The sequence below is a fragment of the uncultured Methanobrevibacter sp. genome (assembly GCF_947170395.1).
Classification (GTDB): domain Archaea; phylum Methanobacteriota; class Methanobacteria; order Methanobacteriales; family Methanobacteriaceae; genus Methanocatella.
Window position 1 is genome coordinate 39,766 of sequence record NZ_CAMVTE010000017.1, and the last position, 13,439, is coordinate 53,204.

General features: G+C 35.2%; 13 protein-coding genes and 1 rRNA gene. 11 read left to right on the plus strand and 3 right to left on the minus strand.

Annotated features, from left to right (window positions below; translation table 11 throughout):
- The first annotated feature begins 13 nt into the window (after positions 1 to 13).
- The 11 genes from Q0W04_RS06170 (at position 14) to Q0W04_RS06220 (ending at position 11,107) form a co-directional block, all read left to right on the plus strand.
- Positions 14 to 1,453 (plus strand): 2-oxoacid:acceptor oxidoreductase family protein, encoded by a 1,440-nt coding sequence (locus Q0W04_RS06170; RefSeq protein ID WP_298501256.1) that lies wholly within the window; start codon positions 14 to 16, stop codon positions 1,451 to 1,453.
- Between the two features lie 9 nt (positions 1,454 to 1,462).
- Positions 1,463 to 2,773: a Glu-tRNA(Gln) amidotransferase subunit GatD gene (gatD, locus tag Q0W04_RS06175; protein ID WP_298501257.1), complete on the plus strand. Its 1,311-nt coding sequence runs from the start codon at positions 1,463 to 1,465 to the stop codon at positions 2,771 to 2,773.
- Between the two features lie 12 nt (positions 2,774 to 2,785).
- Entirely contained in the window at positions 2,786 to 4,651 is a 1,866-nt protein-coding gene (gene gatE / locus Q0W04_RS06180) for a Glu-tRNA(Gln) amidotransferase subunit GatE (protein ID WP_298501258.1), read from the plus strand.
- A 203-nt stretch (positions 4,652 to 4,854) separates the two neighbouring features.
- Positions 4,855 to 5,310 (plus strand): MarR family winged helix-turn-helix transcriptional regulator, encoded by a 456-nt coding sequence (locus tag Q0W04_RS06185; protein WP_298501259.1) that lies wholly within the window; start codon positions 4,855 to 4,857, stop codon positions 5,308 to 5,310.
- 85 nt (positions 5,311 to 5,395) lie between these two features.
- Positions 5,396 to 5,935, plus strand: a complete 540-nt coding sequence (locus Q0W04_RS06190) for a glutathione peroxidase (protein ID WP_298501260.1) — start codon at positions 5,396 to 5,398, stop codon at positions 5,933 to 5,935.
- A 37-nt stretch (positions 5,936 to 5,972) separates the two neighbouring features.
- On the plus strand, positions 5,973 to 6,890 hold the full coding sequence (gene trxB, locus Q0W04_RS06195; RefSeq protein WP_298501261.1) for a thioredoxin-disulfide reductase: 918 nt from the start codon (positions 5,973 to 5,975) through the stop codon (positions 6,888 to 6,890).
- A gap of 285 nt (positions 6,891 to 7,175) precedes the next feature.
- Positions 7,176 to 7,739 carry a GMP synthase subunit A gene (locus Q0W04_RS06200; RefSeq protein WP_298501262.1) on the plus strand — a complete coding sequence of 188 codons (564 nt, stop codon included), beginning with the start codon at positions 7,176 to 7,178 and terminating at the stop codon, positions 7,737 to 7,739.
- Positions 7,740 to 7,741: 2 nt separating this feature from the next.
- Entirely contained in the window at positions 7,742 to 7,999 is a 258-nt protein-coding gene (locus Q0W04_RS06205) for a hypothetical protein (RefSeq protein WP_298501263.1), read from the plus strand.
- A gap of 1 nt (position 8,000) precedes the next feature.
- Positions 8,001 to 8,927 carry a glutamine-hydrolyzing GMP synthase gene (guaA, locus tag Q0W04_RS06210; protein WP_298501264.1) on the plus strand — a complete coding sequence of 309 codons (927 nt, stop codon included), beginning with the start codon at positions 8,001 to 8,003 and terminating at the stop codon, positions 8,925 to 8,927.
- 46 nt (positions 8,928 to 8,973) lie between these two features.
- On the plus strand, positions 8,974 to 10,146 hold the full coding sequence (locus tag Q0W04_RS06215) for a hypothetical protein (RefSeq protein WP_298501265.1): 1,173 nt from the start codon (positions 8,974 to 8,976) through the stop codon (positions 10,144 to 10,146).
- 1 nt (position 10,147) lies between these two features.
- Positions 10,148 to 11,107: a DegT/DnrJ/EryC1/StrS family aminotransferase gene (locus Q0W04_RS06220; protein WP_298501266.1), complete on the plus strand. Its 960-nt coding sequence runs from the start codon at positions 10,148 to 10,150 to the stop codon at positions 11,105 to 11,107.
- Here Q0W04_RS06220 and cgi121 read toward each other — a convergent pair.
- The 3 genes from cgi121 to rrf all read right to left on the minus strand — a co-directional run bounded on the left by cgi121 (position 11,091) and on the right by rrf (position 13,268).
- A complete protein-coding gene (cgi121, locus tag Q0W04_RS06225; RefSeq protein ID WP_298501267.1) occupies positions 11,091 to 11,576 on the minus strand; it encodes a KEOPS complex subunit Cgi121 in 486 nt (161 codons plus the stop codon). The genes Q0W04_RS06220 and cgi121 overlap by 17 nt on opposite strands.
- Before the next feature lie 13 nt (positions 11,577 to 11,589).
- Positions 11,590 to 13,059 (minus strand): (R)-citramalate synthase, encoded by a 1,470-nt coding sequence (locus Q0W04_RS06230; RefSeq protein WP_298501268.1) that lies wholly within the window; start codon positions 13,057 to 13,059, stop codon positions 11,590 to 11,592.
- 91 nt (positions 13,060 to 13,150) lie between these two features.
- Positions 13,151 to 13,268 (minus strand): 5S ribosomal RNA (gene rrf, locus Q0W04_RS06235).
- Positions 13,269 to 13,439 lie beyond the last annotated feature (171 nt).

The window sequence follows — 13,439 nt, forward strand, 5'->3', positions numbered from 1 at the left end:
GGATGTGGAAAAAATGAGTGAAGAGATTAATAAAGATTATGAATTGAAAGTACGTAGAAATCCACAATCCCTTTTAGAAGAATATCCTAGAAAAGGAACAAATATTCAATCAACACACTATTGCGCCGGTTGTGGACATGGAATTTTACATAAATTAATTGCAGAATGTATGGATGAACTTGGAATACAAGAACGTTGTGTTATGATTTCTCCGGTAGGATGTTCAGTATATGCATATTTCTACTTTAACTGTGGAAATTTCCAGACTGCACACGGTAGAGCACCTGCAGTAGCTACCGGTATTTCAAGAGCTGAAGATAATGCAATTGTTATGAGTTATCAAGGAGATGGAGATTTAGCTTCCATCGGATTAAATGAAACTTTACAGGCAGCAAACCGTGGAGAAAAAATTGCAGTATTTTTCGTGAACAATACAGTTTACGGAATGACTGGGGGTCAAATGGCTCCAACCACATTAATTGGAGAAAAAACAGTTACTTGTCAAACTGGAAGAGATCCTGACTATGCAGGACACCCTACACACATGTGTGAATTAATTAATACATTAAAAGCACCAGTGTTTATTGAAAGGGTTTCTCTTGCCAATCCTTTAAAGATTAGACTTGCCAAATATGCTATTAAACAGGCTTTAACTGTTCAAAAAGAAGGAAAAGGTTATTCATTCGTTGAAGTATTATCACCTTGCCCAACCAACTTAAAACAAGACGTTGCAAGTGCTCAAAAATTTATTGAAGAACAGATGGAAAAGGAATTTCCAGTCAAAAACTTCAGAAATAACTTATACACAAAAGAACCAGTCAAAAGGCCTGCAAGTGACTTTTCAACTGAATCCCTTGATAAGATATTCAACGTTTCAAGAGGCGAGGATTCAGGCTATGTTGATGATGACATAAAACCATTAAGCATTAAAGTTTCAGGTTTCGGCGGTCAGGGAGTTTTAAGTGCAGGATTAACAATAGCTCAGGCAGCATGTGCTGAAGGAAAACATGTATCATGGTATCCTAGTTACGGACCAGAACAGAGAGGTGGAAAATCCAATTGTTCTGTAGTTATTTCTAATGAAACAATAGGAACTCCTGTTGTTGATGACATTGACATTCTTATTGCTTTAAACAAACCATCCCTAGAACAGTTCTCACAGGATGTTAAAGAAGGAGGAGTAATTCTTTACGATGCAAAAATCGGTGAATTCGAAACCGATAGGGACGTTAAAGTTATTGCAATGCCTTGCGTAGACATTGCAGAAGAGCATGGAAATGCAAGAACTGCTAACACCGCACTTTTAGGAGCATTGACCGAATTAGGTGATGTTTTAAAACGTGAATCATATGAAAATGCCATTCGTGAAATGTTTGCATCAAAACCAAAAGTAATTGATGTGAATATTGAAGTTCTAAAAGCCGGAGCAGAATGGTTGAAAAACAATTCATAGTGTGATTTAATGACATATAAAGAAAATGCTAAAAAATATATAGAAAATTACAATTTAGGTATAGGAGACACCATTAAAGTCAATAAAGAAGACATCTCTTATACTGGTATTTTACTTGATAGGCCAGAAGATGCAGACGATGGCTATTTGGTTTTAAAATTATCAAGTGGATATAATATAGGAGTAGCTATTGAAAATACTACTGCCGAACTTCTTGAAAAAGGTGATAAACCAAAAATTGGATTTGGAGAAAGTGAAATCCCACATGACTCCTCCAAACAAAATATTTCAATTGTATCCACTGGAGGTACAGTATCATCCGTTATTGATTACCGAACCGGAGCTGTACACCCGGCATTTACTGCATCAGATCTTGTAAAAGCTAACCCTGAACTATTAGATTATGCCAATTACAATGTTAAAGCATTATATAATATTTTAAGTGAAGACATGAAACCTGAATACTGGGTTAAGGCTGCTGAAGAAATCGCAAACGACATTTCCAATGGTGCTGACGGAGTTGTAATAGCTCATGGTACCGATACAATGCATTATACCTCAGCCGCATTAAGTTTCATGTTAAAGACACCAGTACCAATCATAATTACTGGAGCTCAAAGAAGTTCAGACAGACCTTCAAGTGATGCTAACATTAACCTAATCGATTCAGTGGTTGCAGCGAAATCAGACATTGCAGAAGTCTGCGTCTGCATGCACGGAAGTTTGAATGATGAATACACATACCTGCACAAAGGAACAAAAGTCAGGAAAATGCATACTTCCAGAAGAGATACTTTTAGAAGCATAAATGCTCAACCAATAGCTAAAATCCAAAATAAGAAAGTCAACATCAATCCTGACTATAACTATACCAAAAGAGGGGAAAATGAACTTGAATTAAATACCTCAATTGAAGAAAAAGTTGGATTTATCAAAAGTTTCCCTGGCATTTCTGCAGATTATATTGAATATCACATTGACAAAGGTTATAAAGGTATTGTCATTGAAGGAACAGGGCTTGGACATGTTCCAAATGACCTAATTGATTCATTCAAAAGAGCAAAAGATGAAAATATCCCAATAATCATGACCTCACAATGCCTTTATGGAAGAGTTAACATGAATGTTTACTCAACCGGACGTAATATTATTGATGCGGGAGTGATTTCAGGAATAGACATGACTCCTGAAACCACCTATGTCAAATTATGTTGGGCATTAGGCCAAAGTGATGTAAGAGAAGAAGTTAATGAAATTATGCAAACAAATATTGCAGGTGAATTTTCAGAAAAATCCTCAATTAAGGATTTCTTGAATTAAGGAGCGGTTAATATGGATTACAATGAATTAGGATTAAAAATGGGACTTGAAATTCACCAACAATTAAACAGTCAACACAAATTATTCTGTCCATGTAAAACAGAACTTGTTGATGATGATTACACAGAACTTGTTCAAAGAAAATTAAGGCCAACACAATCAGAACTTGGTGAAATAGACAGAGCAGCTCTTCAAGAGTCTTTAAGAGGACTTAATTTCAAATATGAAAACTTTGAAAAACACACCTGTCTTGTTGAAAACGACGATGAACCACCTCACAGTTTAAATGAGGAAGCTCTAGACATTTGTATTACCATTGCATGCTTAATGAATATGCACATTGTTGATGAATTCCACACCATGAGAAAACAGGTTATTGACGGAAGTAACACCGGAGGATTTCAAAGAACCGGAATGGTTGCAACCGATGGATACCTTGACACCCCTTATGGTAGAGTAGTTATCGAAAGCCTGGGTCTTGAAGAGGATGCAGCCAGAAGAGTTGAAACCAAAGACGGATTTACTGAATTCAGACTAGACAGATTAGGTATTCCTCTTGCAGAAATTACCACAGACCCTTCAATGCACGATCCTGCTCAAGTTCGTGAAGTCGCATATATGCTTGGTCAAATTTTAAGAAGTACCAATGTGAAAAGAGGACTCGGTACAATCAGACAGGATTTAAACATTTCTATTGCAAAAGGTGCTCGTGTAGAAATTAAAGGGGTTCAGGACTTGGATTTGATGAGTGAAATCGTTGAACGTGAAGTCAAAAGACAATTGGTTTTAATAGACATCAAAGAAGAGCTTGAAAAAAGAAATGCAAAAGTTTTAGAAGAAATCCATACTCTTGATGATTTGTTTGAAGACACCGAATCAAAAATATTAAAATCCGCCGAAACAATCAAAGCAGTTGTTTTGAAAGGTTTCAACGGATTAATCGGTTTGGAAGTGCAACCGGGCAGAAGATTTGGAACTGAAATTGCAAGTTATGCTAAAAAACGTGGAGTTTCAGGTATTTTCCATTCTGATGAACTTCCAGCTTATGGAATCACACAGGATGAAGTTGACAGAGTAAAACAACATTTAGACATTGGTGATGATGATGCATTCATTATTGTTGCTCATGATGAAGATATAGCTATTTCCGCTTTGGAAGAAGTTAAAAGAAGAGCCAATTTAGGTCTTGAAGGTGTTGTTGAAGAAACAAGAAAAGCATTGGATGATGGAAATACCGAATACATGAGACCTCTTCCAACTGCAAACAGAATGTATCTTGAAACCGACATTCCTTTATTCAAAATTACTTCAGACAGAGTTGAACCAATTGCAAATAACCTGCCTGAACTGCCTGATGTAAAACAAGCAAGAATCATTGAAGAATACAAATTAAGTGAAGATTTGGCATCACAGCTGGTTAAAAGACAAGTTGCAGATACATTTGAAGATATATTGGCTGATGTTAAAGTAGATGCAACACCTGTAGCTTCACTTCTTGCATATGATTTAAGAGAAATTAAAAGGGAAGGATTTGATGTTAATGCAATAACATTGGATCACTTCAAAGGTATTTTTACACTCCTGGCAGACGGTAAAATTGCAAAGGACAGTGTGAGAAAACTTGCAATTGAAACAATCAAAACTCCTGATGTTGACATTGAAGAAATTGCAGAGAAAAACAACTTAACTATGCTTAGCGAAGATGACGTTAAAAAAATCATTGCAGGTATTGTATCAGACAATGAAGCGATGGTAAAAGAACGTCAGATGGGTGCAATGGGACCTTTAATGGGAATGTGCATGAAACAGCTTAAAGGAAAGGCTGATGGTGGCGTAGTTAATAAAATCGTGCGTGAAGAAATTCAAAAATTATTATAGAAATCTCCCAGAGATTTCTTAAACTTCTTTTTTTATTGAAACCCCATTTCAAAAACATATTTAATATAAGATATAAAGGTAGCAATATTGAAAAATGGGGGACAAGTCTATTGAACATCTCCTGCTTAAAGAGTCCGAAGAATTCTTGCACAAAAATGTTAAATAAGTTATCCATTAAAATAATAAGTAAATTAGGTGATTTTATGGAAGACATTAACTGGAAAAACGATAGGATTCTGCTCACGCCAACAAACCTTTATATGGAATACATCCTATTAAGTTACAATGATTATCTGGTGAAAAAATTAAAAGATGTAGAGATAACACATGGGGAGTTGACATACATTTATAACATCAAATATTTTCCATCAATCTCACAAAGACAACTGGCAGAAATATTATATGTTTCCGAGGCAAATGTGGCAAAAATGGTTAAGAAATTGGTTAAAAAGGATCTTGTTAAAAAAACAAAGGACAAAGAGAACAAAAGTAGAAATATTCTCTCCCTAACAGATAAAGGAGAAGAGGTTTTTGATAAAATTAATGTCATAACATGCGGATGGGAAAGAGATTTGACCAAAAATTTCACCAACGAGCAATATTTTGAATTTAAACAAAACCTGTATGAATTAATCAAAGAATCTGTAAATTTAGGATAACCAAAACTTTTATATACTCAACTATGAAATATTATAATAAGTCTTAACTTAGTTAAGTCTTTAATGAATTAAAGAGGTATAGACAATGTCAATATATGATTTTGAAGTAAAAGATGGAGACGGAAACACAGTTTCACTTTCCCAATACAAAGACAAAGTACTATTAATTGTAAATTCAGCAACCAAATGCGGATTCACACCACAATACACCGAATTAAACGAAATTTATGCTGAATTTAAAGACGAAGGATTTGAAATCCTAGATTTCCCATGCAACCAATTTGGAGGTCAGGCACCGGGAACAACTGAAGAAATCGCTGAAGTCTGCCGCAACAAATGGTTAGTGCCATATTCAATCTTTGAAAAAATTGATGTTAATGGTGAAAATGCCGATCCGTTATATGAATACCTTAAAAATGAACAACCATTTAAAGAAATCACAGGAAAAGGCGCTACCAAATTAAAATTAGTATTAAAAGCAGTGGACAGACACTACAAAGACAACAATGACATCAAATGGAACTTCACCAAGTTTTTAGTTGACCGTGAAGGAAATGTTGTTCGCAGATTCGAACCAACCGAAGACTTAGGAGACGTTAAAGAAGCAATCAAGGATTTAATTTAAATCAAATTAAATCCAAATATTATTTTGAGGTTTTAACATGAACAGATATGACATTATTATTATAGGTGCCGGTCCAGGAGGCCTTACAGCCGGAATCTATGCAGGACGTCAAGGAACAAAAACCCTTATCATTGACCGTGACCTTGCAGGAGGAATTGGCAGAGAAGTTCCGGAAATGGAAAATTATCCAGGTTTTGAAAGCATCTCAGGTTTGGAGCTAATAGAAAAAATGAAAGCCCAGGCAACCAAAAACTGTGAGTTGCACGAAATGGAAAACGTTGAAAAAATTACCAAAAACGATGATGAATACAGATTCACTGTTAAAACCAACAAGGACGAATATCAAACTAAAACAGTTATTTTAGCAACCGGCAGCTCCCACAGACACCTCAATGCAAAAGGCGAAGAGGAATACAAAGGAAAAGGAGTCAGTTACTGTGCCACATGTGACGGATTTTTCTTTGCAGGCCGTGACATCGTCATGGTGGGCGGTGGAAACAGTGCCCTTCAGGAGGCAATATATCTTAAAAACCTTGGAGCAAACGTAACATTGATTCACAGAAGAGATGAATTCAGAGCCCAAAAACACTTGCAGGACCTGATTAAACAGGAAGGAATCGACACAATTCTCAATGCAACCGTTGAAGAAATAAAAGGAGAAATGCTTGTTGAATCAGTTACCCTTAAAGACACACAAACCGGAGAACTGAAAGATTTTCCAACAAATGGAGTATTCATAAGTGTCGGTTATATCCCACATACAGAATTGGCCAGCCAACTGGGAGTCAATCTTGATGAAACAGGCCATATTATAACCGATAAAGAGCAAAAAACTAATATTGAATATGTGTATGCAATTGGTGATGTATGTGCAGGGCTAAAACAGTGGGTTGTAGCATGCGGTGAAGGTGCAGTGGCAGCAACTTCAGCATACCATGATTTAAAAGAAAGTTAATAATCATAACGTTCTTTTAAGAACATATAAACAAAAAATGCTATAATCAATACTACAAATACTGGTAATAACCACATAAATACTTTCAATACCAATACAGCTACTAAAATAGCAATTATAATAAATATCAAATCTTGTAATTCCATGTAATTCACATTTATAAAATATCATATATAAATTTTAAGGCAATTACAAGAAACTTTTTCTATTTTTTCCATATTATAAGATAACTATAATAAATAAAAAAACCAAAAATAATATCATTATATTTTCATGGAGTATAATATGACAATTTTAGTTATCAATAACAAAGGACAATACAATCATAGAATTCAGAGAAGTTTACAATATCTTAAAATTCCTTCCAAATTAGTTTCAAATGACCTATCCGTTGAAGAAATTGAAGCTGAAAATCCTATCGGATTAATATTGGGAGGAGGACCTTCCCTTGAAGGTGCAGGAAATAGTGAAGAGTTCATTAAACACTTCGATATTCCGATTTTAGGAATTTGTCTAGGCCACCAATTAATTGCAAAGGCATATGGTGGAGAAGTCAAGACTTCCGATACTGAAAGTTATGCTCAAGTGAAAATTAATATCAATAACGATGAAAACTTATTTGAAGGACTGGCTCCTGAAATGGATGTTTGGTCATCCCATAAGGACGAAGTTACAAAAATCCCTCAAGATTTTGAAATCTTAGCCAGTTCCAATTTATGTGATGTTGAATCCTTTAAACATAAAGACAGGGACATCTATGGAATCCAATTCCACCCTGAAGTGCATCATACTCCAAAAGGATCAACAATTTTTGAAAACTTTTATAAAATTTGTCAAAAACAGGTGTAATAATGATCGATAATGCTGAAGATTTAGCAACCAAAGCACAGGACAACAAAGCAGGTTTAAAAAGAAAATACGTCAATATACAAATTGGTGATGAAGAATACGGATTCAGAATTTCTGGAATTGGAGGAAAATCCGTAAAACTCGAAAAATTTGTCAAATATGATGATATCATTGAAGCCATTGAAGCTGGAAATGACAATGGTCTTGAAGCCATGATTAAACAAATTATTGAAGATTACGAAGAAGAAGATGAGGAATAAAATGTTAAGCCCTAAAGAATTTATTGAAGATGCAATTCAAAAAATTAAAGACCAAATCGGTGATGAAAAAGCAATTATTGCACTATCCGGAGGAGTTGACAGTTCAGTATGTTCCGTACTTGTTCAAGAAGCTATCGGAGATAATCTAACTGCTGTTTTTGTAGACCACGGTCTTTTAAGAGAAGGTGAAGTTGAACAAGTGACCAACACCTTTAAAGACAGATTGAATTTCAAATTTGTCGATGCTTCCGATGAATTTATGGACCAACTTGCAGGAGTTGAAGATCCTGAAGAAAAAAGAAAAATCATCGGCAGAGTATTTATTGAAGTATTTGAAAGAGAAGCTATTGAATCCGGAGCTAAATACTTAGTTCAAGGAACCATTGCGCCAGACTGGATTGAAACCAAAGGTGAAATCAAATCCCACCACAACTTGGCTCTTCCAAGCGGAATGGAATTGGAACTCTGCGAACCAATCCGTGACCTATACAAGGATGAAGTTAGAGAAATCGGTGATGAATTGGGTCTTCCAAAAACAACCGTATACAGACAACCTTTCCCAGGACCGGGTCTTGGAGTACGTGTTGTTGGAGCGCTTACAAGAGAAAATGTTGAAATCTGCAGAAAAGCAAACAAAATCGTTTGCGATGAAGTTGAAGCAAGAGGACTTAACGAAGAAGTATGGCAATACTTTGCTGTATTGACCGATACCAAAGTTACTGGTGTTAAAGGAGACCAAAGAGACTTCGGATACTTGGTAGTTGTAAGAATTGTTAACTCCATTGATGCTATGACCGCATCCGTAGCGGAACTTCCTTGGGAATTGATTCAAACAATCTCCAAAAGAATTACTTCCGAAATTTCTGAAGTCACACATGTTGCACTTTCAGTTAGTGACAAACCACCAGCAACCATCGAATTCTGTTAAATACTATTTTAATTAATAGTATTTTCTTTTACTTTTTTTAAATATCATGAAAACAACTAAAAACGCTTATCTTGCAAAATTAACAGAACAAATTCAAATGAAATCTGTTAATGTTGGAAAAAACTTAGAGGGAACCACCCCACCGTCAGTTTTTATTGGAAGATGGTCCTATCCTAAAGTGTATGCTGGACCGATGATGAGCTCCCAAATGGGAGACACATACATTATGGACTCTCCCGAATCATGGATTGGGCAAAATAAAACCCAGGATGAAATCATTAACTATAGAATGAACCTTGTTCGAGGAAAACAATTAATTAAAATCGATGATTTGGAAAATCCTTTTGTTGAAAAACTTCAGGACATATCCCTTGCTTCAAAATCAATCGACAGTGAAGCAACTTTTGGAAAAAGACCAACAGGATCAATGCTTAGCGAAGACAGCATGCCCCATGGACCAAGTGCAGTGATTGAGAAATTCGACATTGATGCAGTCAGATGGGACAGGCAACTAGAAAAGACATTTTATGACACTGATCTTAAGGCAACCGATGCAGTTGTTAACCTTCACAACAAAGATGTTCCATTCTCAGCAATGCAAAAGGCATTTTCAGTTGGAGCCATCGGAACAAAAAACAAAAGAAAACTTGTTCCAACACGCTGGTCTATTACAGCATGTGATTCAACGCTTGCTGATGAGTTTTTAAAGGAAGTCAGGAAATTTGAAAGACTTGACACCTATAGAGTATTCGAATTTGGAGCATTGAACAATTATTACATAATCATTTTAACACCTACAGAATGGCAATACGAATGGTATGAGGCATTCATCAAACTAATGAAAAATGAAGAATTGATATTTTCAGATTATGAAACAAACGGTGGGAAAAAGGAGTATTCCCGTGTTGGAGGATGTTATTATACTGCTAAAATGGCAGTTCTGGATTATCTTTTAAAAATCAAAAAGCAATCAGGACTGATAATTTTAAGAGAGGCTTATGACGGATATGTTCCACTGGGCGTATTTAATGTAAGGGAAAACATCAAGGAAGCGATGATGAGACCTTACCTGGAATTTGAAACATTAGAGGATTGTTTGAAATATTCCGGACAAAAATTAAGAATTCCAATTAACAGATATGTAAAGCAAGGAACACTATTGAATGAAATGCTTCACACAAAACAGACTACACTGGATATGTACTTTAAAAGAGGATAACATGTTTAAATTTAAAACCCCTTCAAAAGAAACTAGAAAAATCATGTCTGAAGTTGCTTTAGGCAAAATTGAAGATAATTTTCAGGAAAAATGCGAAGAAAAAATAAAAAGTTTAACAGCACATGATTTTGCAAAAGTAACCTCCAGCGGCAACAACAGCATTTTTATTGCACTTTCATCAGTTAAGGGAGACGTCATAGTGCCAGATCAGGGCGGTTGGCATGGATTTAAACAGATTGCAAAATTCCTGAATAAAAATTTGATTACACTTAAAACCGATGACGGCATTATCAATCCGAAATATTTGGATGACATTGACATCAATAATGATTCAGCACTGATATTTACAAGTTTTGCAGGATACTGCGGCGAGCAGGATACCAAAGGCATTTCAAAATATTGTAAAAACAACAACATCACAACCATTGAAGACGCTTCAGCAGGAATTGGAGACAGCGAAAACAATTTGGGAAATGGAAAATACTCAGACATCATTCTTGCATCTACAGGTTCACCAAAAATAATCAATGTGGGAAGCGGAGGATTCATATCAACCAACAGTGATGAAATTTTTAAAAACACATCCCTCCCTCAAAAATTAAGCAAAACTAATAATATTGTATGTAGTGGTATATGTTTAGAACTTGATAATGTTAAAGATAATTTGGAAGTTACATTAAATGCAACGGAGCACATAAAAAAATGCATTGACAATACATTACATAGTAAAAAAAGAGGAGTTAATGTAATTATTCCGCATGATGATGCGAAGGAAATTTCATGGAATTTGAAAAAGTCATTGCCGATTGACAAAAGCGGATTTATTACTACATGTCCAAATTATAATCGTGTAAAACAAAAAGCAATATGCATTGAAATAAAAAACCTTGACTATGAATGTCTTGAAAAAGAGAATTTGGACAGAATAATTGAAGAGTTGAAAATTAATAATCTACAGTAAGTTTTGTAATCCTATCTATTAAAATATCCTCAACTGACATGTTTTTTGTTTCAACATCACTGATTTTATAGATTTCTTTTAATTTTTCTTCATTAGCATCCAAAACAGTTTCATCCAAAGTAAAAATTGAAGACAGCTCAGAGGTATAATCTCCACAGTTAATTAAAACTGCACAAAGATTCATTTCTCCCTCTTTCAGGCCTAAAACATCAAAAGCCTTGGAAATTTGTCTTTGGGCTGAGCATCTCAAAACTATTTCTACACTTATATCTTTAGCCAAATTTTCTCCACGCTCAAAAGCAAGAACTGCCTGGTTAACACCATGAGTTATATGATTGGTGCCTGCAACTGCATCGGCATTTAAAAGCTGGATAATTTCTCCGTCCTTTTTAATTCCATTAATCTTATTTAAAGTATCTCCAACTGAAGCAATAGTTGTCCTGAAACCTAAAATCTGTAAATTATCCATAATCATAAAATCACTAATCCCTAAGCAACCTGTTTACTCCGGCAATATATGCCTTGACACTTGCATTGATAATATCGGCTTCAGTACCTCTGGCAGATACGACCTTGTCTGCCTTTTGAAGCTTGATTATTACATCAATAAAAGCATCGGTACCGCCAGTAATTGAATCTACGTGATATTCTATTAAGTCTATATCCTTAAATATGTCCAAAGATTTGATTGCATTGATTGCAGCATCAACAGGACCCAAACCAACACCTGCATTCAATATTTCTTCACCGTCAATTGTAATCTTAACGGAAGCTGTCGGCATTACCTTATTTCCTGAAACTATAGTTACCTCATCAAGTTTAATTCTATCTTCATGGTTTATTTCCAAAACATTATCCGCAATGACCTGAAGATCAACATCGGTAACTGTCTTTCCCTTATCGGCCAAAACTTTAATGTCATCACAAATTTGCTTTAACTGACTGTCATCAACACTTAATCCCAATTCCTTCAGCCTATTATTTAAACCATGAGTTCCCATATGTTTTCCGATGACAAATTTGCGTTTTCTTCCAACAAGTTCCGGGGTCATAGGTTCATAGGTTGCGGAATTTTTAATGATGCCATCCGAATGTATTCCGGATTCATGGGCAAAAGCGTTTTCACCAACAATTGCCTTATTCGGTTGAATATAAACACCAGTCAAACGTGCAACAAGTTTAGACATATCATAAATCTCATTGATTTTAATGTTGGTTGAAAATTCAGGAAGTAACCTGTCAATACTGACAACAGTCTCTTCAAAAGAAGTGTTTCCTGCCCTCTCACCTATACCATTGATTGTAGTGTGGATTTCAGTTGCCCCACCTTTAATGGCAGATAATGTATTGGCAACGGCCAGACCAAAATCATTATGACAATGGCAAGCAATTGGAACATTAAAATCGTTTAATTGGTTGAATAATTCAAATGAAGAATCAGGTGTCAATATACCAACAGTATCACAAACACAAACCCTATCAACACCATAATCAATGGCATTGCTATATACGGACTTTAAAAAATCGACATTGCTTCTTGAAGCATCTTCAGCTGACAACTCAACAGTAAGACCGTGATCCTTACAGTATTGAACAGCATTATTAGATAACTCAATAAGTTCACTGTGAGTGGTTTTTAGTTTATCGCTAATATGCAAATCAGATGTTGGAACAACCAAATTAACAGCATCAACATCACATTCGATACAATAATCAATATCCCCGGTTAAAGGTCTTGAAAAACTTAATATTTCTGCAGTAAAACCCTGCTTAGCAATTTCTTTAATGGAGTGTCTTTCACCTTCAGAAGTAATAGCAGAACCTGCTTCAATAAAATCCACACCTATTTCATCCAATTTTGTAGCAATCCTCAGTTTTTCATTGGAAGTTAAAGAAACACCCGGAGTCTGTTCACCATCACGTAAAGTAGTATCTAATACTTTGATATTCAAAAAATCACCTAAAATTATGCAATATCACCATTAAGTAAGATAAATTAAGAAAAAACAGATAAAAAAGTAAGTAAATAATTGTAATAGAGAAAGCTTGCAGCGAAATGAAATTCCCATAGAAAACCATAGTACACAAACAAAACACAAAAGGACTTCACTACTGGGATCGAAACGAGACCAGGTATAACCCCCATGCTATGACCGCAATACTTATCTATTACAAATGAGTATGAAAAATAAATTATAATAATGTGCTACTTTCACCCAAACTGTTAACACCTAACCAAATTATTATTAGACTATATATCACTTGAAATAAGTTCAATATTAGTCTACTAACAATAAAATAATGCAAGCGAACAATTGGAAGCAGCGGACTA

What these genes read in the sequence shown, in the direction of transcription:
- guaA (WP_298501264.1), top strand. Translation starts at nt 8,001, where the DNA reads ATGTTAAGCCCTAAAGAATTTATTGAAGATGCAATTCAAAAAATTAAA.
- Q0W04_RS06170 (WP_298501256.1), top strand. Translation starts at nt 14, where the DNA reads ATGAGTGAAGAGATTAATAAAGATTATGAATTGAAAGTACGTAGAAAT.
- Q0W04_RS06200 (WP_298501262.1), top strand. Translation starts at nt 7,176, where the DNA reads ATGACAATTTTAGTTATCAATAACAAAGGACAATACAATCATAGAATT.
- Q0W04_RS06220 (WP_298501266.1), top strand. Translation starts at nt 10,148, where the DNA reads ATGTTTAAATTTAAAACCCCTTCAAAAGAAACTAGAAAAATCATGTCT.
- Q0W04_RS06190 (WP_298501260.1), top strand. Translation starts at nt 5,396, where the DNA reads ATGTCAATATATGATTTTGAAGTAAAAGATGGAGACGGAAACACAGTT.
- cgi121 (WP_298501267.1), bottom strand. Translation starts at nt 11,576, where the DNA reads ATGGATAATTTACAGATTTTAGGTTTCAGGACAACTATTGCTTCAGTT.
- gatD (WP_298501257.1), top strand. Translation starts at nt 1,463, where the DNA reads ATGACATATAAAGAAAATGCTAAAAAATATATAGAAAATTACAATTTA.
- Q0W04_RS06205 (WP_298501263.1), top strand. Translation starts at nt 7,742, where the DNA reads ATGATCGATAATGCTGAAGATTTAGCAACCAAAGCACAGGACAACAAA.
- gatE (WP_298501258.1), top strand. Translation starts at nt 2,786, where the DNA reads ATGGATTACAATGAATTAGGATTAAAAATGGGACTTGAAATTCACCAA.
- Q0W04_RS06185 (WP_298501259.1), top strand. Translation starts at nt 4,855, where the DNA reads ATGGAAGACATTAACTGGAAAAACGATAGGATTCTGCTCACGCCAACA.
- trxB (WP_298501261.1), top strand. Translation starts at nt 5,973, where the DNA reads ATGAACAGATATGACATTATTATTATAGGTGCCGGTCCAGGAGGCCTT.
- Q0W04_RS06215 (WP_298501265.1), top strand. Translation starts at nt 8,974, where the DNA reads ATGAAAACAACTAAAAACGCTTATCTTGCAAAATTAACAGAACAAATT.